We start from the raw sequence: 20422 nt of genomic DNA on the forward strand, positions 1-20422 counted from the left end.
GGGCCGTCCAACTCGGCGCGGAGCTTGTCAAGGCTCTCGCCCGAAGCCGCGCGTTCGAGGATGCCGTCGAACTCCGCTCTGGTCAGCCTGCCGCTCCCCCTGGCCCGGAGGACTTCCGGTACGAACGCGAGCCGCTCCAGACCTGGCCAGCCCGGGATCGTTCCGCCGGGGTCGCAGGTGCGGCTCGATGTCCAGGAACAGCACGAGTAAATCCGCCGCGGTTCGCGCCCCGGCCGCGAGGATCGTCCGCCACCTGCGATCCGCGCCGCTCAACGACTCGTACTGGGCGGCGATGTCCAGCAGGGTGATCGCGAACTCGCGCTCGAGGTCGCCGACGGGTGTGGTGGCGGGCACCGTGTCCCACCTCGGCGCGGGCAGGTCGGCCACGATCGCCGGCAGATCGTGGTAGCCCGCCTTCGACACCTCCTGCCGAAGACCCTCGGCGCGGGCCGGGTCCAGCCATCCGCACGCCGTCGCGTATCCCACCACGGCCAACGCGTGCCTCCGCCGGGCACCCTTGCGTACCTGAGGACTCCACCACCCGGCCAATGATCTTCGCATCCTCCCAGCACGCCCGGCCGTGACGAGCCGGACACTCCGGCCACGAGTCTGACGCCGGCACCGCCACAGATCAACACCATGCCGTGAACTCACGCACTCTCAGGCCGCCGAGCGTGACCGGGAACAAGCCGAGCCGGCTGCCCGGGAGGGAGAGCCCAGGTTTATGCGGGCTGTTGCTTGGGGTCTACTTGAGCTGTTTGAAGTCGGCGGGTGGGGCCAGGGTCAATTTGGCGAGATTCTCTTCTGTCCGGGGCAGCCAGGTGTAGGTGGTCACTTCGCCCTTGGACTCCGGGAATTCCTCGCCGCCCTGCTCGTTGCCGCCCTTGACCGCGGTTTCCTTGACCGGCAGGTACGTCGTGCTGTCGACCCACAGGTCGATCTTGTACTCGCGCCGGGAGCCGATCACCCGGAGGTGGTGGGTGTCGACGGTGCCGACCTTCTCCTGGCCCACCAGCTCGACCTTGCCCTCGGCCACCGCCTTCCTCATGCCGTCCGGGTCGGTGGGGTCCGGGATCGGGGTTTGCGGTTTGCCGTCTCTCAGGTGGTCGACGGACCACCATTTGCTCTCCCAGTCGACCGTGGTGATCTCCTGGCTCTCCCCGAGGCTTTTGACGGCGTGCGACTGCTGGCGGTGGGGCAGGCCGGAGGGGGATGTGGGTGGGCCGGACGGGAGGGTCATCTTCCGGTCCCCGGCACGACCCGTCTGGGTGGTGGCCGGAAGGCTGGTGTAGACGTCGTTGCGGTACCGCTGGGTCGCCTTGTCGGTCCAGGTCTCGTAGTAGCCGCTCCCGTAGGTGTCCTTCGAGTAGATGACGTACTGGGTGCCCTGGCCGAGTGCCTTCACCGTCTCCGCCTGGACGTACGCCACGGTGACGATCCGGGGCTGAGCGCTGGTGGGCGCCGCGCCGGTGGGCGCCGCGGTGGCGGATCGGTCGGGGGTGGCCTGGGTCGAGACGACCACCGCGACGACGGCCGCGGCGGCCACCGGGGTGGCGATGGCACCGGTGATCGCCCACGTGCGCCGGGTCCGGCGGCGGCGGAGCTTGCGGACCAGGTCCGGGCTCGCGTGGACGTCGTCGATCTCGTGCCGTAGCCGGTCACCGATCCGGCGGCCGTACTGCTCATCGGTGAGCACGGGGAACCTCCTGGAGTGAGTCGTGGTCGGCCAGCAGCTCGCGCAGCCTGGCCAAAGCCCGGGATGTGTGCGACTTGACCGTCCCGGAGCTGAAGCCGAGCAGCCCGGCGGTCTGCTCGACGGACATGTCTTCGAAGAAGCGCAGCACGATGACCTGCCGTTGGCGGATCGGCAGTTCGGCCAGCGCGCGCAGCACCACGCGACGCTCGGAGACCTGCTCGTACCCGGCGTCCACCGCGTGCAGCGTGTCCACGTCGGGTGGCATCGGGGCTTCCCTGGGGCGCCGGAACAACGCTCTGACCCGGTCCCGCGACAGGTTCAGCAACACCGTGCGTGCATACGCCTGAGGCGAGTCACGCGCCCGCGACCAATGCCGGGCAGTGCGCAACAGCGCTGTCTGCAACAGGTCCTCGGCGTGCCCGCGGTCGCCGGTCAGCAGGTACGCGGTGCGCAGCAACGCCGTCGAACTGTCTTCGACGAACACTTCGAAACTGGGATCTACCCGCATACCCCTCAGAACGTCCGCACGCGAAACCAGGTTGTCATCGGTTCCAGTGTGACGCTCGGGCCGCGGAAGCGTGCGTCAGGTGGGGATCGTGCCGGACGTTCGGACGGTCCGCCGGACGCGGAACGCCGAGACCATGCTGAGGACACTCGTGACAGTGCCGAAGGCCAGGCCGGTGGCCATGACGACAGTGCCTGCCACGGTGCCGGGGTTGGGCGAGACCAGGTTGGGTTGCAGCTGGTTGGCCAGACTGCCGGCACCGACGATCCAAAGACCGATAAAGGCGCCGAAAACCGCGTGCCACCACCAGCGCGCGGTAACCAGCACCAGCACGCCGGCCGCGACGATGAAGGCGATGCCGGGCGGGAAGGGAAGGCCGAAAGTGTCTCGCGCCGCGGCGAACTTGGCGGGGTCGGCGATCCACTGGACGACCAGGCCCGCGATACCGACGAGCAGCCCGGCGAGGGTGAGGACCGTGCAGCGGTTCAGAAGACGCAACATGGTGAACTCCTTCACGAGTGGGACGGCACGGCACGGCGGGCGTAGCCGACCGAGGCCACCGAAAAGACGGCCACCGCGACGAAGCTGCCCATCTGCACCCAGCCGGCGGTGAAGTCCAGAACCTGGTTCGGGTGGATCAGCTTGCCCACGAACTCGGACGAGGCAAGTCCTCCGTAGAGGAACAACGCGCTCATCACGGTGGCGAGCAGCGGGGTGAACCGCCACGGAATCAACGCCACCACCAACGCGAACGCGACACAGATGAACGGACCCGGCCCGTCGTAGCCGGTGGCCTCGTCGCTGATGGCGGCCAGGACGAGGGCCACGCAGGTGGCGATCAGGAACGTCCGGTGCCGGCCGTGGGCCCGGCCGATCGCGGTCCGGCCCGCGCGGCGGCGCTGGGTTTCCGGTCGTGCTGTCACGAGACAGTCTCCTTTGCTTTCCGCTTGGCTCGATCAGGTCCCAGGGTGGGTGCGGTGGCCCGGTGACCGCATCGGACGCAAAGCGGAGCCGATGCCGCGCGGCTACGTAGATTGACGTAGCCGGGTGTCGGCGCTGAGCTGACGACTTGGGCTGGGTGCATGGTCATGCTGGGCGGTATGGAGACGGTGGCCGGTGTGCGCGTTGCCCGCCCGGCGCGGGTGGACGTGCTGCTCGCGGGGGCGTTCGCGGCCGCCGTGGTCGCCGGCACGGGCGTCGCAGCCAAGGGACAGACCGGAGTCCGCCCCGTGGACGTGGCCGGCGTCGTGTTGCTGGTGACGGCCGCGGCGATGACGGTGGGCCTGCGGCGGGCGGCGCCGCTGGGGGCGTTGCTGGGCGCGATGGTGGTGGTCAACGCGTACCTTCTGGCCGGCTATCCCTACGGACCGGTGTTGCTGTGCCTGGTGATCGCCGTTTTCGAGGTGGCGCGGCAGCGGCCGCTGCCGGTGTCGGCCGTGCTGGGTGGGCTGGCCGCGGCGATGTCGTCGGCGACCATCCTGATCCGGGTGCTCGGCGAAGGGCACTTCACCGGTCTGCTGGCACTGGCGTGGACCGGCTGGATCGTGCTGCCGTGGTCGCTCGGTGCCCTGGTCCACGTGATGGACGCGGCGCGGCAACGGAGCCGTGCGGACCTGATCAACCGGACCGCGCTGGACGAGCGGATGCGGATCGCCGGGGACGTGCACGACATCGCGGGCCACGGCTTCGCCCTGATCACCATGCAGGCCGGGGTGGCGCTGCTGGTCTTCGACGAGGCACCGGAACAGGCACGCCGCTCGCTGGAAGCGGTCCGCGAAACCAGCGCCACCGCGCTGGCCGACCTTCGCCGGATGCTGGACACCTTCCATCCCGGCCCGGCCCGCCCCACCGACCCGGCCGGTGTCGCCGGTCTCGCCGACCTGATCCAGCAGGTCGAGGCGGGCGGCCTGCCGGTGGACGTGACGGTCGACGGGCCCGGCGTCCTGCCCGCGCCGCTGGGCGCGACCGTGTACCGGGTGGTGCAGGAGGCGCTGACCAACGTGCTGCGCCACGCCGGCCCGACCACGGCCCGGGTCTCGATTTCCCGGAGGGACGGCCACGTGCTGGTCCGCGTGAGCGACGAGGGCACCGGCGACTCCGCGACGCCGGGACGGCTGGGCCGCGGGCTGGCCGTCATGCGGCGCCGGGTCGAAGACCTGGGCGGCCGGTTGGAGGCGGGCCCTCGCGACAGCGGCGGCTTCCAGGTGTCGGCCCGGCTGCCCATGACGGACGCGACGCGATGATCCGGGTCCTGCTGGTCGACGACCACCAGCTGGTCCGGATGGGCCTGCGGACTCTCATCGACCGCGAGAGCGACATGCGGGTGGTCGCCGAGGCCGACAACGGCCGGCAAGCCCTCACCCGGCTACGAAGCAGCCGGCCCGACGTGATGCTGCTCGACATCAGGATGCCCGGCATGGACGGGCTGCACCTGCTCCGTCACCTCGCGGCCGACCCGGAACTGCGCGAAGTAAGGGTCATCGTCGTCACCACCTTCGAAATCGACCGCTACGTCTTCGACGCACTCCGGACCGGCGCCAGCGGCTTCATCCTCAAGGACACCGCACCCACCGAACTCGTCCACGCCGTCCGAGTCGTGGCTGCCGGCGAAGCGCTGCTGTCCCCTTCGGTGACCCGCCTGCTGGTCACCACCTTCGCCGAGCGCTGGATCGCTCCCGCGACGATCGACGGACTGGACACCCTCACCGACCGAGAACGGGAAATCGCCGCCTGGGTGGCCACCGGCAAATCCAACAACGAGATCGCCGACGCCCTTTTCCTGTCCCCCGCAACCGTCCGCACCCACATCGCGCGGGCCATGGCCAAACTCGACGCCCGCTCGCGCGCGCAGCTGGTCGTCCTGGCCGTCCGCGCCGGACTGACCATCACGCCCTGAGAGACCGGTTCAGATCACCGCGCTGTGAGACGGCGTCGGCCCCGCATCGCAGCGGCGCCCACACGCGCCATACGCCGCACGTGCGGATGTCTACGACCACCCTGCGGCGACCTCACAAATGGAAGCCAGGTTGTCGGGACTGATGGTGACCCGAAGGGTGCGCACTCGTGGCGTGCTGATCGACCTGAAGAACCGCGGCATCCGGGACGGGTGTGGGACGCGGTAAAACGCGACGCCCGCCACCGGTGGACGATCCGCGCACGCGGGCATCTCCCGGCCGAGCAGGCGGCGAGGAGCGCCGGGGAATCGAGGTGCGGGGCGAGGACTTGGCCGAGCGATGGCGGCAGCTCTGTCGGGCCTACGGCACGACGGCGCACCGGCCGCCGCGTCACCTGCGCACCGCCGAAGAGCTGCGAGAGGTTCTCTCCGGCCTCGAGCGTCGACGTGCCCACGCCCGACCGCGCCCTCAGGTCGAACTCCCCCGCGCAGCGCCTCGGCGTTCTCCGCCCAGAGGTCGATCTCGTTACATCTCCGTCCGGTCGGGTTCCTGATCGAGCGGGTTACGTCGGCGGGGTGTCGGCCGGAGAGCGGCTCCAGTTGAGGGCGGTATGCCAGGCGGTGAGCAGTGCCTCGTCATCGGCGTACGTCGGTGCTGTCCCGAGCGGGATCCAGGTCTGCTCGACGACGGCGCCGTCGTCGATGCAGTGGATGGTGATCCCGCAGTAGCGGAATTCCTCGGAGGTGTGCCCGGCGGCGACCGAGACGATGCGAACGTCGTGCCGTAGCCGCACCTGCCTGTCCGCCATCGACCACGCTCCCTTCAGCTTTGACGTGGATATCGCGCGGCGTTCGTGTTATGTCACACCCAGAAGCGCTGCCGGGTGCAAAACACCCCGCTCGGGTGAATTCAACAGTGCCCCACGGTCCGACTTCCGCGACGCGCGCCACTGGAATCGAAGTCGACATGTCGATGGAGGTCTCAGTGTGGGGCGCGCGTGGCCGGTGCGGGAAAGGCGGTGACCAGCTTTTCCAGTGCGCTGCAGGCGGTGGCGGAGGTGTAGGGGCCGAGGGCGACGAGTGACGCAACGAGGGCAGCGACCTCGCCCGGACTGAAGATCAGCGGCGGCACGCGGGACAGCATGGCGAGCCGGTAACCGCCGCCGGTTCCGCGTTTGACTTCGACCGGGATGCCCGCGGCGCGCAGGCGGATGACGTCACGTTCGACGGTGCGCACGGTCGTTCCCGTTCGCTCGGCCAGGACGCGGCCGGGCACGAACCGGGGCGCCCGCGCGCGCATCTCCTCGATCAAGGCGTGCTGCCGTTCGACCAGGGGCACCGCCTGGTGCAGCTGGGTCATTCCCGGCTGCCGGCCGGAACCGACCAGGCGCGGTGAGGCGGGCATCGGCTCCCCTTCCGCCGGCCGGAACCCCGAAAGCCGACATAGCCTTGTCGTGAAGACGATCCTAACGTGATCCCATGGCCGGCTCCGCAGACCAGCGATCGTTCGAAGTCCGTCCTGTCGACGCCATGTGCTTCGACGACCTGGCGGTGATCCTCAACCCCGGCGGAACCGAGCGCGCCTGCTGGTGCCTCGCCCACCGGGTCACGCCGGCCGAGTACAGCGCCTTGCGAGGTGAACAGCGAGCCGAACGAACCCGGAGCCTCTGCGCCGAACGCCCCGCGCCCGGCGTGCTCGCCTATGCGGGCGACACGCCGGCCGGGTGGTGCGGAGTCTCGCCGCGGTCGCGGTTCGAGCGGCTGAAGCGGTCACGGACGATCCCCGCGCTCGACGACCAGCCGGTGTGGAGCATCGTCTGTTTCGTCGTCGCGTCGCCGTTCCGGGGGCTCGGGGTGGCGAAAGCCTTGCTGGACGGGGCGGTCGGCTATGCGCGCTCGCACGACGCGCCGGCTGTGGAGGGCTACCCCGTGGACACCGAGGGGGCGCGGATCGGCCCGAGCGCCGCGCACGCGGGCACGACCGCGTTGTTCGAGGAGGCCGGCTTCCACCGGATGGAGCGGACACAAGCTCGCGTCGACGGCCGGATCCGGTGGCTGATGCGGCTCGACCTCAGCCGGTCAGAGCTTCGAGATCGGTGATGAACGCCGCCGAGGGGACGGACCAGCCGGGCTCACTCGCCCGGTGCGGCCTCACCGCGTCCCGCCACGGTCGAAGCAGTAGACGATCGGTCTCGAGCACGACCTCACGTCCTGCGGTCCCTCCAGCTGTCATGAAACAATCTCCCACGCGCACACGTCCGGTCATGCCGACGAGCGTGCGCTCGTACCATTGCTTCGCCTGAGTCAGGAGGGGGGAGGCCAGTGGATCTCGCGGGTCGGCGGCCAGCTGTCAGGACGCTCTTCGAAGCCCATCGCAATGCGCCGTTCCCGAGCCGGTGGCGAGGTGCCGACGTGGGAGGCATCGACATGGTGATGCTCGATGCAAACCCAGCCGGTTGTGTCTCCGTCTGGCTGGAGCAACAGGGTCTCCTGGACGACCGGAGATGGAATGTCCTCGCCGAATGCGAACAGCGGCTCATCCGGGTCATCCCCGAGCTGGACGCCGATGGTCGCGAGTATTACCAACGGCTTCTGGACATGACGGTATTGGTGCTGGAGGCGCACAGCCCATAGCAACGTCGGAGTCCGGACGATCTCCGGTGATCAGTCGAGCAGCCTGCGAGATCGCCTCCGCTTACGTCGTCCACCGCTACGACAAGTGCCGGTGACCGACACACCGATCAGCCCGCGTCACCGGAGTCCGTGTCTGAGTCGGACATCGCTTCTGTCTCTGACCGGTCGTCCGTCGGGACGCACGCTCATGCCGACGAGCGGATGAGCTGAGCCTGGTGCTATCGCCAGGCCAGCTCGGCAGCGTGCCCCGGATTTCGCTCGCAGCACGCCTGGTCGGCCCCTTATCCTGCGGCGATGTTCGCTCCAGACGACGGAACCAAGACCACGGCGCTGCTTCGAGCCCGGCTGGGCTTGGCGCTGGACTCGGTGACCGAAGAGTCGCACTGGTACCAAGGCCAGTGGAGCGCACTGCTGAGGTTCTGGCTGCATTTCCGCCGCGTCCCGGCTTTGAAGCTGCGTGGCACGGACGACCGGCTTCACCTCGAAGAATCAGCGCCCGATAGCTCCTACGACATGGGCGAGTACGGCGAAGGCATAGTCTGTCCCGCTCAGGCGCCAAGCCTTCTCACGAGATTCGTCGGCTCCCGTCTTCAGGACGCCGTCTTGATCCGGGAGTCCTCCACGGAGCCATCGATCGGCGGAGTCCTCCTCAGCTTCGACGCCGGTGACTTGACCGTCGCCTCCTCGGCGGACGAATGGCTGATCACCCCCGGTGAGGTACCTCCCGACGCCGCACCGCACCACCGCATCGAGACGCTGACCATCACCGGCCGCCCCTGGCCCCACCGGTGACCGCCAAACGCACTCTCATGCCGCCGATCGGGCACTCCGATCGGCACCAGATGCCGGCTCGTCGTATGTCCTCGACGAACTGGCCCCCTACCGCCCTCAGCCGGAAGCGCCGGCACTCGGGAAACCGCTGGCAGAAACCCAACATCACCGGCACGATGGCATCCATGCACCGCCCCGACGACGCCCCCGCGCTGGCGGAATTGATCCCGCGCTACGTCACGCCGGGACGGCGCTACCTTCGGCTCGGCGGAGGACTGTTGCGGCCCGAGGTCACCGACCGCGCTGCGTTCCTGCGAGAACTCGCCGAGGCGGCCAGGCAAATCACCGACACAGAACTCAAGGTGCTACTGGATGACGGTGGATGGCGCGAACGCACAACCGCCGCGTGGTTCGTCGCCGTAACCGGCCGGAGCCAGTTTCGCGACAAGCTCGGCGACCTTCTCCTCGCCAGCGAAGGCCCCAGGGCCGGCCGGGCGTACTGCCTGGCCCTGACCTGCCTTGGCACCGAAGCCGACGCGGCCCACCTCATCGCCTACCTTGACCGATATCTGCTCCGGCCGGACCTCAACTACGACCAGCCCGAGGCCCTGGGTGCGCTCTTGTGCCTCGACAAGGCACTCGGCACCGGCCACACCACCCGCTTTGTCGAACCCGGCGGTCTCTGGTGGCAATATTGCGGCGCGCTACCCGCCGGGGCCTGGGTACCGTCACCGCAAGACGCACAGTGGTCCATCAGCCAGATGTGCGCACTCGCAAGGGAAAGCGCGCACTCCGGATCATTTGACGATCGTAACGACCGCTACTGATCTCCACTACTGCCAGACGGACACGGATGGACTGACAGTCCAACGTCCGCTCATGCCGACGAGCGGATTTCTCGCATACAGGCTCCGGCGGCCTTGCATTCGTGATGCGGTCCGGTCGCGATATTCGGTGAGGGTTGGCGTGCGGTATAGGCCGGCCATCCCGTCACCGGGACCGCACTGCCGCAACGCTGGCGTCACCGTGATGACGCTCGTAGCCGATGCGCGGTGCCGGTAGGGGTTGTTCGAAGGCGACTTCGGGATTGTCCGCCGAGACGTCGTCCAGGACGGGTCGGGGCGTGCTCTTCAGGTGCAGGTCGAAGAAGGCGGTGACGTAGGTGCGGGTGATCTCGACGGCCCGCTGGGCGGGGAGTTCGGTCGAGTCGGGCACGCCGAGCAGGTTTTCCAGGATAGGGATGTCGGTGAAGCTGCCGTGTTGGGCGCCGGCGACGGTGAGCCAGCGTTTCCAGCCGTCGAGGTGGGGCCAGTCGCGGTCCCAGGTGTGGTCGCGGCCGGGAGCGTGGTCGGCTCGGGTGCCGAGCAGCAGGAAGGCACGGCCGCCGAGGCCGGTGGGCGGGACCGCTGGGCGGAACGTGCCGTCCATGTTCACGCCGGCGCGGATACGCGGGTCAGCGGCCATCGCGGTGGCGCTCGCAGCGCCGCCGATGGAGTGGCCGGCCATGCCGATCCGGTCGGGGTCGATCAGCTTGGCGTATCGCCAGCCGGCGTGGTGACCGGTGACCTGGTCGAGCACGAACGAGATGTCCCGTGCCCGGCTGACGGCGATGGCGGCGGGGCCGCCCTCCGGTGGCTGGTCGCAGATGGCACAGGTCAGGGTGCGTCCGTCGGGGAAGGTCGTCCCGGAGGACTCGTAGGTGTGGTCGACCAGCGCGACCATGTAGCCGTGGCTGGTCAGGTCTTCGGCGAGGCTGGTGAGGGTGGCCCTGGGCAGGGTGAGGCCCGGGGAGAGCACGACCAGTGGGAACGGGCCGGGCGCCGGACGTGCGTCGGTGCGGGCGTGGACGGGCAAGCCGCTGATGACCTCGGGTGGCGCCGTCGCGTCCGGGGCTTTGCGCTCGAGCAGCAGCTGGGCTTCCGCCCGTGTCATGTACGACGCGGGCCGGCCGGTACCGGGTCGTGCGGGGTAGTACATCGAGACCATCAGCTGCCGGGCCCCGGCTTCGGGGACCCAGGGGTCGGTGCGGTGGTGGTCGGCCAGCTCGAGCACGTCCCGGCCGACCGCGTACCGGCCGGTGGGGCGCGGCAGTCCTGTATGGACCGTGGCGGGAGTCGCCGACGCGACGGCCGGCGCACTCAGCAGGGTGAGGCAGATGACGAGCGTGAGAAGACGTTTCATCACTGTCCTTTCAGGTCACACGTCGCGGCGGTGGACGGCGAACACGGTGAGCAGGGCCGCGATCAGCGGCCAGAGCACGAACACGGCCCAGGAGCCGGAAGTGGTGGGTAGTGCATCGCTGACGCGGGGGTGCAGCTGGGACAGGCAGTTGCGCCACACGTAAAGCGGAACAGTGGCGTAGAGGTCGTTGGCCCACTGGTAGACGGTGGGTTTGAAGAACGACGGCACGACGACCAGCACGGCACACACCGCAACGACGGTGGCGGCGGTGTGCCGCAGCAGCGCACCGAGTCCCATGCCGGCCAGTGCGGCGATCGGGGCGAGCAGCGTGTCGGCGGCGAGGACGCGCAGGACGCCGGGATCGGTGAGGGAAACGTCGAGTTGGCGGCCGGACAGGATGGCCTGGCTCGCGGCGAACGACGCCAGCACGACGAGTGCGCCGAAGGCGAGCATGACACCCGCAACGAGCGTCAGCTTCGCGGCCGCCACGCGGTGGCGCGTGGGGACCGCGGCGAGGGTGGGGCGGATCAGGCCGGTGGCGTACTCGCCGACGATGGTCAGGGCGCCCACGCTGCCGGCGCCGATCAAGAGCAGGGCGGCGGTCGCGGTGTCGAGGATCTCCGTCATGGGGTCGTACCCGGCGCGTTCGCGTGGGGTGTAGGTCGGCCAGTCGGCGTAGGTGCTGGCGCTGCCGTGCACGGAAAGCCCGATCAGCACCACCGCGCCGATCCCGAGCAGCCAGCGTGTCGAGCGCAGCGACCACAGTTTGATCCACTCGGCGGCGATCAGGTCGCGGAACCGGGCGGGAGTGGTGATCGTGGTCATCGGCGCTCACCGGCCAGGTACTCGACGCGGCCGGCGGTGAGCTCCATGAACGCCTGCTCCAGCGACGCGGTACGGGTGGCGAGTTCGTGCAGCACGATCCCGTGTCCGAACGCGACCTCACCGATCCGGGCCGCGCTCATCCCGGTCACCGACAGCGCCCCGGCCCCGTCGGGTGCGACGGAGGCGCCGGCGTGGGTGAGGACCTGGGCGAGTTCCGTCGCGGCGGGCGTTCGCACCGAGACCAGTGCGCCGGTGCCGCGCGCGGCGAACTCGGCGACGGTCTCTTCCGCGATCAGCTCGCCTCGGCCGATGACCACGAGCCGATCCGCGGTGTGCTCCATCTCGCTCATCAGGTGGCTGGACACCAGGACCGTGCGCCCCTGCGCGGCGAGCGACCGGAACAGGTCGCGCACCCAGCGCACCCCCTCCGGGTCCAGTCCGTTGACCGGCTCGTCGAACAGCAGCACCGGCGGGTCACCCAGCAGGGCCGTGGCGATGCCCAGCCGCTGCCGCATCCCGAGGGAGAACCCGCCGACCCGGCGGCGTGCCACCCCGACGAGCCCCACCTCGTCCAGCACCTCGCCGACGCGACGCTTCGGCAGGCCGTTGGTGCGCGCCAGCGCGGACAGGTGCGCCGCCGCGCTGCGCCCGCCGTGCACGTCGTTCGCGTCGAGGAGCGCACCGACGTGGCGCAAGCCGGCACCTACGGCGGTGAACGGCCGGCCGTCCACGGTGGCGGTCCCGCTGGTCGGCCGGTTCAGGCCGAGGATCATCCGCAGCGTGGTGCTCTTGCCGGCGCCGTTCGGGCCGAGGAATCCCGTGACGTGCCCCGGTCGCACCGTGAAGGTCAGGTCTTTCACGGCGAGGACGTCGCCGTAGCGTTTGGTCAGCCTGTTGACTTCGATCACGTGATCAAGATGCCGCCGACCGTGCGGGCAGGACATCCCGCCGCGGGCCAGATCCGCATCGGCCGATCGGCCTGTGGGCCTAGGCCTGGAGACCGATGCCGGGGTTCGGTCGCGGGTGGCACGATCGGGGTGTGCCCGATGATCCACCGCGCCGGCTGCCACCCCTTGCGTGGGCGGCGCTCACGGTGTGCGGCTTCGCCGTGGTGCTCTACGGCGCCCTGGGGTCCGGTCCGGAACCGGCGCACCAACAAACGCCCGCGGCCTGGCAGCAGTGGGCAGCGTCGCTGGTGCTCGCCCTGCCGCTGGGCTGGGTCCGCCGACGGCCGTCCCCCGTGCTCGCCGCCCTCCTGACCGGCATGGTCGTGGCCACCGCGCTGCACGCACGCACCGGGCAGATCTGGCCGCTCGTGCTCGCCGCGGACGTGCTGGTCGGCCTGATCACGACGACGGCTTCCCGTCGCGCCGGCGTCACCGCCGCGATCGTCAGTCTTGCTGTGCAGGAAGCGGTGTGGCAGCTGGACCTGTGGACCGGCGGCGGGAAGAGCAGGGCGCTGGCCGTGGGCATGGTCGGGCTCACGGTCCTGATCGCCCTGTTCGTCCTGCTCGCCTGGATCACCGGGACCACGATCCGGCAGCGCCGCGAGCACGCGGCCGTCCTGCACACCCATGCCGCCGCCGAGGCGGCCACGGCCGAGCGGCTGCGCATCGCCCGCGAACTGCACGACATGGTCGCCCACAGCATCGGCGTCATCGCCTTCCAGTCCGGCGCGGCCCGGCGGGTGATCGACACCCGGCCCGACGACGCGAAAACCGCGCTGACCGCCATCGAGACGACCAGCCGCGACACCCTCAAGGAGTTGCGGCACGTACTCGGCGCACTGCGGGACACCCGGCCAACCGGACTGTCCGATGGGGATCGTCTGACCGAGATGGCGGCGGCTGCCGCTGTCCACGTCGACGTGCGGTGGCGCGGGCGGCGTCGCCCGCTACCCGCCAACCTCGAGGAGTCCGCGTTCCGGATCATCCAGGAGTCGGTGACCAACGTGGCCCGCCACGCCGACACCGACCGGTGCCAGGTGCTGATCGACTACTCCGACGGCGAACTGCGCATCGAGATCCTCGACGAGGGAACCGGCACCACAGCGGGAGAAACCGGATACGGCATCCCCGGGATGCGCGAACGTGTCGCCCTCCTCGGCGGCCACTTCAGCGCGGGCCCCCGAGCCGAGGGCGGCTTCCGGGTGACCGCTCGGCTACCGTTGCCACGGGAGGCAGGATGACGATCCGGGTGGTGCTCGCCGACGACCAGCCGCTGATCCGCGCCGGCCTGTGCATGGTCATCACCGACGCACCCGACATCGAGGTCGTCGGAGAAGCCGGCAGCGGGACCGAGGCGGTCCGGCTGACCAGGGAGCTGCGCCCGGACGTGGTCGTCATGGACATCCGCATGCCCGGCATGAACGGCATCGAAGCCACCCGGATGATCACCACCGAATCCCGCGTCGTCATCCTCACCACGTTCGACGATGACGACAACGTCTACGCCGCCCTGCGCGCGGGAGCGAGCGGATTCCTCGTCAAGGACATGGCACTGGACGACATCCTCACCGCCGTCCGCGTGGTCGCCGCGGGGAACGCCCTGATCGCACCGGCCGTCACCCGCCGGCTCATCGAGGAGTTCGCCGCCCGCCCCCGACCCGCCTCGCCCCCACGCAAGCTCGACGCCGTCACCGAACGAGAACACCAGGTGCTGGTCCTGGTGGCCCGCGGCCTGTCCAACCACGAGATCGCCACACACCTGCACATCAGCCACGGCACCGCCAAAGCCCACGTCGCCAACCTGCTCACCAAACTCGCCGCCCGCGACCGGGTCCAGCTCGTCATCACCGCCTACGAAGCCGGCCTCATGACCTCGACCCCGTGACAGCCAGGTCTGCGATGTTCCCAGGTTCCAATACCAAACTCCGCTAATGCCGCTGAGCGCGCGTTGTGTCCTGTCAAGCCGATGAGCGGGCGGGCACGCCTGCGTCCCGCAGCTGCCTTCCGTTCGCTCGCCAAGATACCCGGCGGCTGATCTCGCACTCGACTATCAGGCCCCCTGCGCAGATCCCGGCAGGTCAGTCCTACGCCCGCAGTGTCGAGCGTGCTGCCGCGGCGCTTCCCGAAGGTGGTCAGCTGAGCCCGCCGTCGTGTGTATTGCTGGGCACGTATGGGAAATTGGCGTGCGTGGAGACGGAACCGGTGGGCACAATTGCGGTATGAACACCAACCCGTCGACGGCGCAAATGCGATTTGCCGATCCCGGTGTATCGCTGTACGCCTTGACGGTGACCACCGATCTGGCCTCGACATCGACACCGGGCTACGAGAGGGCCCTTGGCGTTCACGTCCGGTCATGGCGATGTGGCTGCCTTCCGACCCGAATCAGGGCAGGATGGACACGTGGGCTACAGCGTCAATCTCATCAAGGGCGAGGTGGTGATCCCTGCCACCCGGACGGACCTCGCGCTGAGTGCGATCCACGCGTTGAACCAGCACGACGACCTCAAGAGCGGGTGGACCCGGATCGAGCACCCGGACGGGACCTTCGGCCGACGACCACACTGGGCGTTCACCGATGCCGCCGAGATAGCGGCAGCGCAGACCTTGCCCGAGATGCTGCGGGCCTTCCGGTACGAGGCAATGACGGAACCGGACGGCGAGGTCTACGGCGTCGAATTGATCGGCGGAACGCGCACAGCAGGAGACGACGTACACCTCTGGGGAGCCCTCGCACCGTACGTCGAGGCTGGCGGAGAGCTCATCTGGCTTGGCGAAGACGACAAGCTGCAGCGGTGGAGTTTCGACGGAAGCACCATGACAGTCGCTGACGGTCGAATGGTCTTCTTCCGCTAGCTGATCGGCGTGAGTGTCACCCCGACCTGAAAGCGTCGCTCACGTCCGCTCATGCCGACGAGCGTGCGTTCAACTTCGTGAACCGATGTCGTGCCACCCGGTGATCCACTGGATCAGGGTTTCGACGTGACCGGGGACCAGCACGGTCCCACCGTGTACTTGAACCCCTCACCGTGGAGTTCGATCCGGCACCTCGGGAAGTCGGCCACTCGAGTCGGGGGCGGCCGAGGAACGCTTACGCGCTCCCCTAGCCTGGTTCAGGGCCTCCCTCGGAGCGGCAACTCTCGCAGTTCAGCGGGAGGGTGCCCGTACATCAGGTGAATCCTCAGCAGAGCCGGCGCCCGGGCTGCACAGCTACCTCGAATACGCTCGCAGGCCCCTGAGCCCTCCCTGTCCCGGGAAACGGTTCGCGTGTCATTGTGCGGATCGTCCCGCCCCGGCCTCCCGGCCGGGTTGCGGAAGCCATGGCCGGGGTCGCCCGGCCGGGCGAGGACGCGGCGCTGGCGAGCAGCGGAGCCGCACGGAGAAGACGGAGTGGGCATGCAACGACCGGCGCTGCTGGGTCGGGATACGGAGCGCCACGCGCTGGCCGCCCTGGTCGAGCGGGCTGCCTCCGGGGCGGGCGGCGCAGTGGTCGTCCTCGGCGCACCCGGGATCGGCAAGTCGGCGCTCGTAGCCGAGGCGGCGGCGCGGGCCGCGGGCCACGGGGTCCGGGTGCTCACTGCGGTGGGCGTGGAGTCGGAGGAGGACGTCGCCTGCGCCGGCCTGCACCAGCTGGTCCACCAGCTGCGCGACGGGATCGACGACCTGCCCGGACCACAACGTGCTGCGCTGCGCGCGGCCGTCGGGCTCGCCGACGAGGCCGTGCCCGGCCTCTACCTCGTCGGCCTGGCCGCGCTGACCCTGCTGTCGGACGCGGCGGTGAAGGCACCGCTGCTGGTGGTCGTCGAGGATGCCCACTGGATGGACCGGGCCAGCCTCGACGTGCTCGGGTTCGTCGCGCGGCGGATCGAGTCCGACCCCCTCGCCCTGGTCGTCGTCACCCGCGGCCTGGACGACCGGCTCGGCGGTGCCGGGCTGCCCGTGGTGGCCCTGGACCCGCTGACGGACGAGGTCTCGGGCGAGCTGCTGGACGCGGTGGCCCCCGACCTGGGACAGCAGGTCAGGCGGCGCCTGCTGAAAGAGGCAGCCGGGAACCCGCTGGCGTTGACCGAGCTGCCGGTCGCGCTGCAGTCGGTCGGTGGGGCGTACGCGCTCACGCCGGGTCCGCTGCCGTTGACCGAGCGGCTGGAGCGGACCTTCACGGCCCGGGTCTCCCGGCTTCCGGTCGAAACCCGGGCACTCCTGCTCCTCGCGGCCCTCAACGGTGACGGCACGCTGGACGAGTGCCTCGCCGCCGCGGCCCGGATTCTCGGGACGGCGGTCGACGTCAACGCCGTCGGGCCGGCGGTCGAGGCGGGCCTTGTGGAGGGGTGGGGGATGGTCTTCCGGCACCCGCTCGTCCGCTCGGCGCTGCACCACGCCGCGACCGCCGCGGAGCGACAGGCCGCGCACGCCGCGCTCGCCTCCGAGCTCCGGGGGCAGCCCGACCGGCAGGCGTGGCACCGCGCCGCCGCCACCGCCGGTCCCGACGAGCACGCGGCGCGAGACCTGGACTCCACCGCCGGGCGGGCCCTGCGGCGGGGAGGTGTCGCCGCGGCTCTGGCCGCGCTGCGGCGAGCGGCGGAGCTGACCGCGGACCCGTCCGCTCGCGCCGACCGGCTGCTGCGCGCGGCCGAGCTCGCCCTGGAGTCGGGCCGGCCGGACGTCGCGGCGCACCTGCTGGCCGAGGCGCGGTCGCTGGACCTCTCGGTCCGGGACAAGGGCCGTGCGGCCTGGGTCGGCATCGCCCTGGCCGAAGGGGCGGCGCAGGGCGAGGGTACGGCGACCGCCAAGCTGGCCGAGCTGGCCGTCGGGCTCGCCGGTGGCGGCGAGCCCGTGCTGGGGCTGCGGATGCTGTGGAGCGCGGTCCTGCACTGCTTCTGGGGCGAGCCGGGGGCGGACGCCCGCCGCCGGGTCGCCGCCGCCGTCGACCGGATGCCCGTGGGTGCGGACAACGCCGACCTGGTAGCCCTGCAGGCGTACTGCGCGCCGGTCGAGCGTGGACGAGCCGTCCTCGAGTCACTGGCCAGTCAGCTGGATCGGTCGTCCGAGGACCCCGAGGGCGATCAGCTCCTGGGCGGTGCCGCAGTGACGGTGGGTGCTCCCGCACTGGCGAGCCGGCTGACCGCGAGGTCGCTGGACGCCCTGCGGGCCCAGGGCCGGCTGTCGATGCTGGCCCGAGCCCTCTGCGTCCAGGCGGGGAGCGCCGCGCGGCTCGGTGAAGTGCGCGCCGGTCACCTCGCCGCCGAGGAGGCCGCCGAGCTGGCCCGCGAGACCGGTCAGCCCCTCGTGCACGCGATGGTGCACGCCATCCGCGCCCAGCTCGCCGCCATCTGCGGCGACCCCCAGGCGGAGGCGTGGGCCGCGGAGGCGGAGCGCACCGCTCTCCCCGGCGGCGCGCGCCCGGCGCTGGCCATCGTGCAGATGGCCCGCGGGCAGGCTGCCCTCTGCCAGGGGCGCTACGGCGACGCCTTCGGGCACCTGAGCCGCGTCTTCGACCCGGCCGACCCCGCTTTTCACCCCTGGTTGCGCTTCTACGGGGTCGCCGAGCTGGTCGAGGCGGCCGTGCGCAGCGAGTCCGCCGAGGCGGCGCGGGACATCCTGAAGGAGCTGACCCCGCTCGAAGAGCCGACCCCGTCTCCCGCCCTGCTCTGCGGGCTGCGCCTCGCCCGCGCCCTGCTCAGCCCGCCGGACACCGCCGAGCCGCGCTACCGGACGGCCCTCGACACCGTTCCCGTCGACTGGCCGTTCGAGCGGGCGCGGGTGCAGCTTGCCCTGGGCGGGTGGCTGCGGCGGCACCGGCGGCCCGCCGAGTCCCGCGTCGTCCTGCAGGCCGCCCGCGAGGTGTTCGACGCGCTCGGTGCCTCGGCCTGGGCGGAGCGGGCACGCCAAGAGCTGCGTGCCGCGGGCGTGTCCTCCCCTCGCCGGGACCTGGCCGCCGTCGATCGGCTCACCTCGACCGAGCTGCACGTCGCCCAGCTCGCCGCGCAGGGGCTGACGAACCGGGAGATCGGCGAGCGGCTGTACGTCTCGCCCCGGACGGTGAGCACCCACCTCCAGCGGATGTTCCCCAAGCTGAGCGTGACATCGCGCGGCGAGCTCGCGGCGGTGCTGCGCACCACGGTTACGTACGCCGAAGACGTCGTCTGACGGACGCGACCGGCCCCGCCGGCTCCCTAGGTTCGTGTCATGCCCGGTTCGCGCACGGCGGCCGGGCGGGAAGGCACAACACCAATGGGAACCATCACCGTCGGCACCGAGGGCTCGACCGACGTCGAGCTCTACTACGAGGACCACGGCTCCGGCCGGCCGGTCGTCCTGATCCACGGCTACCCGCTGGACGGGCAGTCCTGGGAGAAGCAGACCGCCGCGCTCGTCAAGGCCGGCTACCGCGTCATCACCTACGACCGCCGGGGCTTCGGCCGGTCGAGCAAGACCATGACGGGCTACGACTACGACACCTTCGCCGGCGACTTGGACCAGGTCCTGACCCAGCTCGACCTGCGTGACGTGGTCCTCGCGGGCTTCTCGATGGGCTCGGGCGAGGTCGCCCGCTACCTCGGCACCCGCGGCTCGGAGCGGGTCGCGAAGGCCGCTTTCCTCAGCGGGCTCCAGCCGTTCCTGCTGCAGACGGAGGACAACCCGACGGGCGTGCCGCAGTCGGTGTTCGACGGCATCGCCGAGCAGGCCGAGGCCGACCGCTACGCCTGGTACGAGAGCTTCTTCGTCGACTTCTTCAACACCGATGAGACGCTCGGATCCCGGCTCAGCGAGGCCGCGCTCCGGGCGAACTGGGCCACCGCCATCGGCTCGGCGCCGGTGGCGGCGTACGCGTGCGTTCCGACGTGGCTGACGGACTTCCGGGCCGACCTGGAGCGTATCGACGTGCCGTCGATGATCCTGCACGGCACCGCCGACCGCATCCTGCCGATCGACGCCACCGCGCGCGAATTCCGGCGCCGCCTGCCCGGCGCGCGCTACGTCGAGATCGACGGTGCCCCGCACGGCCTGCTGCTCACCCACGCGGCCGAGGTCAACGCCGCCCTGATCGCCTTCATCGCAGACTGAGAGCAGGACATGCACAAGCTCACCCTCCGCGTCACCGCACGCCTCACCGCCCTGCTGGCCCTGCTCGCCGCTGTCGCCGGAATCGGCGCGTCGAACGCGGTAGCCGCCCACCCGGCCGGCGGACCGAAGCCCACGATCGTCCTCGTCCACGGCGCGTTCGCGGACGGCGCCAGCTGGACCCCCGTCATCGAGCAGCTGCAACAGCGCGGCTTCACCGCTGTCGCCGTGGCCAACCCGCTGCGCGGAGTCCGCTCCGACGCCGAAGCCCTCGACGCACGTCTCGCCGGCATCGACGGGCCCGTAGTGCTCGTTGGCCACTCCTACGGCGGTGCCGTCATTACCAACGTGCGCGCACGTTCCCCGAAGGTGAAGGCGCTGGTGTACGTCGCCGCTTTCGCCCCCGCCAAGGGTGAAGCCGCGGCAGAGCTCGCCGGGAAGTACCCCGGCAGCACGCTGGGCGAGACGCTGGCACCGGTGCCCCTGCCCGACGGCTCGCAGGACCTCTACATCAAGCCCTCGCTCTTCCGGCAGCAATTCGCCGCCGACGTACCGGCGCGCCAGGCTGCCCTCATGGCCAGCACCCAGCGCCCCATCTTGGACGCTGCCCTGGCGGAGGCGTCCGGTACACCCGCCTGGACGAGCATCCCCTCGTGGTTCGTGCTGGCCGGCGCCGACAAGAACATCCCCCCACGGGCACAGAAGTTCATGGCCGACCGGGCCGACGCACGCGCCACCGTGACCGTCGCGGGAGCCTCGCACTCCGTGGCGGTCTCCCATCCGGACACCGTCGTCAGGCTCATCATGCGCGCCGCCGGCTGAGCCCGCCCCGGGCGGGCCCCCGTGGGCTGCGGCCCGCGGGGCCCGCCGGGGATTGCACAACGCCCCGGGATGGTGATGATCACCGG

The 20422-nt window shown here is 70.6% G+C and carries 22 protein-coding genes; 12 read left to right on the forward strand and 10 right to left on the reverse strand.

Annotated elements, in window-relative coordinates:
* Positions 1 to 27 precede the first annotated feature (27 nt).
* The 5 genes from QRY02_RS23475 to QRY02_RS23495 all read right to left on the reverse strand — a co-directional run bounded on the left by QRY02_RS23475 (position 28) and on the right by QRY02_RS23495 (position 3124).
* Positions 28 to 495, reverse strand: coding sequence for a hypothetical protein (locus QRY02_RS23475; RefSeq protein ID WP_285993675.1), 468 nt, complete (start codon positions 493 to 495; stop codon positions 28 to 30).
* A gap of 250 nt (positions 496 to 745) precedes the next feature.
* On the reverse strand, positions 746 to 1696 hold the full coding sequence (locus QRY02_RS23480) for a hypothetical protein (protein WP_285993676.1): 951 nt from the start codon (positions 1694 to 1696) through the stop codon (positions 746 to 748).
* Positions 1683 to 2180 (reverse strand): SigE family RNA polymerase sigma factor, encoded by a 498-nt coding sequence (locus QRY02_RS23485; protein ID WP_285993677.1) that lies wholly within the window; start codon positions 2178 to 2180, stop codon positions 1683 to 1685. Before QRY02_RS23485 ends, QRY02_RS23480 begins: the two co-directional genes overlap by 14 nt.
* A gap of 99 nt (positions 2181 to 2279) precedes the next feature.
* A complete protein-coding gene (locus tag QRY02_RS23490; RefSeq protein WP_285993678.1) occupies positions 2280 to 2717 on the reverse strand; it encodes a hypothetical protein in 438 nt (145 codons plus the stop codon).
* Positions 2714 to 3124 (reverse strand): hypothetical protein, encoded by a 411-nt coding sequence (locus tag QRY02_RS23495; protein WP_285993679.1) that lies wholly within the window; start codon positions 3122 to 3124, stop codon positions 2714 to 2716. Before QRY02_RS23495 ends, QRY02_RS23490 begins: the two co-directional genes overlap by 4 nt.
* Before the next feature lie 177 nt (positions 3125 to 3301).
* On the opposite strand from QRY02_RS23495, the gene QRY02_RS23500 reads away from it, so the two are divergent.
* On the forward strand, positions 3302 to 4444 hold the full coding sequence (locus QRY02_RS23500) for a sensor histidine kinase (RefSeq protein ID WP_285993680.1): 1143 nt from the start codon (positions 3302 to 3304) through the stop codon (positions 4442 to 4444).
* Positions 4441 to 5097, forward strand: coding sequence for a response regulator (locus QRY02_RS23505; protein ID WP_285993681.1), 657 nt, complete (start codon positions 4441 to 4443; stop codon positions 5095 to 5097). The genes QRY02_RS23500 and QRY02_RS23505 overlap by 4 nt, the downstream gene beginning before the upstream one ends.
* 560 nt (positions 5098 to 5657) lie before the next feature.
* On the opposite strand, the gene QRY02_RS23510 is transcribed toward QRY02_RS23505, so the two are convergent.
* The gene (locus QRY02_RS23510) at positions 5658 to 5903 is read right to left on the reverse strand and encodes a hypothetical protein (protein ID WP_285993682.1); all 246 of its coding nucleotides are present in this window, start codon (positions 5901 to 5903) and stop codon (positions 5658 to 5660) included.
* Positions 5904 to 6076: 173 nt separating this feature from the next.
* The gene (locus tag QRY02_RS23515) at positions 6077 to 6499 is read right to left on the reverse strand and encodes a helix-turn-helix transcriptional regulator (RefSeq protein ID WP_285993683.1); all 423 of its coding nucleotides are present in this window, start codon (positions 6497 to 6499) and stop codon (positions 6077 to 6079) included.
* 74 nt (positions 6500 to 6573) lie between these two features.
* On the opposite strand from QRY02_RS23515, the gene QRY02_RS23520 reads away from it, so the two are divergent.
* From QRY02_RS23520 to QRY02_RS23535, 4 genes are all read left to right on the forward strand, one after another.
* The gene (locus tag QRY02_RS23520) at positions 6574 to 7194 is read left to right on the forward strand and encodes a GNAT family N-acetyltransferase (protein ID WP_285993684.1); all 621 of its coding nucleotides are present in this window, start codon (positions 6574 to 6576) and stop codon (positions 7192 to 7194) included.
* A gap of 312 nt (positions 7195 to 7506) precedes the next feature.
* Positions 7507 to 7728 carry a hypothetical protein gene (locus tag QRY02_RS23525; RefSeq protein WP_285993685.1) on the forward strand — a complete coding sequence of 74 codons (222 nt, stop codon included), beginning with the start codon at positions 7507 to 7509 and terminating at the stop codon, positions 7726 to 7728.
* A 294-nt stretch (positions 7729 to 8022) separates the two neighbouring features.
* Positions 8023 to 8520 (forward strand): hypothetical protein, encoded by a 498-nt coding sequence (locus tag QRY02_RS23530; RefSeq protein ID WP_285993686.1) that lies wholly within the window; start codon positions 8023 to 8025, stop codon positions 8518 to 8520.
* 164 nt (positions 8521 to 8684) lie between these two features.
* Complete coding sequence (locus QRY02_RS23535; protein WP_285993687.1) at positions 8685 to 9326, forward strand: DUF6000 family protein; 642 nt, start codon at positions 8685 to 8687, stop codon at positions 9324 to 9326.
* Between the two features lie 163 nt (positions 9327 to 9489).
* Here the strand turns inward: QRY02_RS23535 and QRY02_RS23540 are convergent, their stop codons facing one another.
* From QRY02_RS23540 to QRY02_RS23550, 3 genes are read right to left on the reverse strand one after another with little or no spacing between them, the layout of a single operon-like run.
* Positions 9490 to 10680 (reverse strand): alpha/beta hydrolase family protein, encoded by a 1191-nt coding sequence (locus tag QRY02_RS23540; protein WP_285993688.1) that lies wholly within the window; start codon positions 10678 to 10680, stop codon positions 9490 to 9492.
* 15 nt (positions 10681 to 10695) lie between these two features.
* A complete protein-coding gene (locus QRY02_RS23545; RefSeq protein WP_285993689.1) occupies positions 10696 to 11505 on the reverse strand; it encodes an ABC transporter permease in 810 nt (269 codons plus the stop codon).
* Positions 11502 to 12413 carry an ABC transporter ATP-binding protein gene (locus tag QRY02_RS23550; RefSeq protein ID WP_285993690.1) on the reverse strand — a complete coding sequence of 304 codons (912 nt, stop codon included), beginning with the start codon at positions 12411 to 12413 and terminating at the stop codon, positions 11502 to 11504. Before QRY02_RS23550 ends, QRY02_RS23545 begins: the two co-directional genes overlap by 4 nt.
* Before the next feature lie 131 nt (positions 12414 to 12544).
* Between QRY02_RS23550 and QRY02_RS23555 the strand changes: the two genes are divergently transcribed.
* The 6 genes from QRY02_RS23555 (at position 12545) to QRY02_RS23580 (ending at position 20336) form a co-directional block, all read left to right on the forward strand.
* Positions 12545 to 13693 (forward strand): sensor histidine kinase, encoded by a 1149-nt coding sequence (locus tag QRY02_RS23555; RefSeq protein WP_285993691.1) that lies wholly within the window; start codon positions 12545 to 12547, stop codon positions 13691 to 13693.
* The gene (locus QRY02_RS23560) at positions 13690 to 14337 is read left to right on the forward strand and encodes a response regulator (protein ID WP_285993692.1); all 648 of its coding nucleotides are present in this window, start codon (positions 13690 to 13692) and stop codon (positions 14335 to 14337) included. Before QRY02_RS23555 ends, QRY02_RS23560 begins: the two co-directional genes overlap by 4 nt.
* 518 nt (positions 14338 to 14855) lie before the next feature.
* Positions 14856 to 15308: a hypothetical protein gene (locus tag QRY02_RS23565; protein WP_285993693.1), complete on the forward strand. Its 453-nt coding sequence runs from the start codon at positions 14856 to 14858 to the stop codon at positions 15306 to 15308.
* Positions 15309 to 15848: 540 nt separating this feature from the next.
* A complete protein-coding gene (locus tag QRY02_RS23570) occupies positions 15849 to 18599 on the forward strand; it encodes an AAA family ATPase (protein ID WP_285993694.1) in 2751 nt (916 codons plus the stop codon).
* Positions 18600 to 18683: 84 nt separating this feature from the next.
* Complete coding sequence (locus tag QRY02_RS23575) at positions 18684 to 19517, forward strand: alpha/beta fold hydrolase (RefSeq protein ID WP_285993695.1); 834 nt, start codon at positions 18684 to 18686, stop codon at positions 19515 to 19517.
* 9 nt (positions 19518 to 19526) lie between these two features.
* Complete coding sequence (locus QRY02_RS23580) at positions 19527 to 20336, forward strand: alpha/beta fold hydrolase (RefSeq protein WP_285993696.1); 810 nt, start codon at positions 19527 to 19529, stop codon at positions 20334 to 20336.
* Positions 20337 to 20422 lie beyond the last annotated feature (86 nt).

Source organism: Amycolatopsis sp. DG1A-15b (assembly GCF_030285645.1).
Taxonomy (GTDB): Bacteria; Actinomycetota; Actinomycetes; order Mycobacteriales; family Pseudonocardiaceae; genus Amycolatopsis.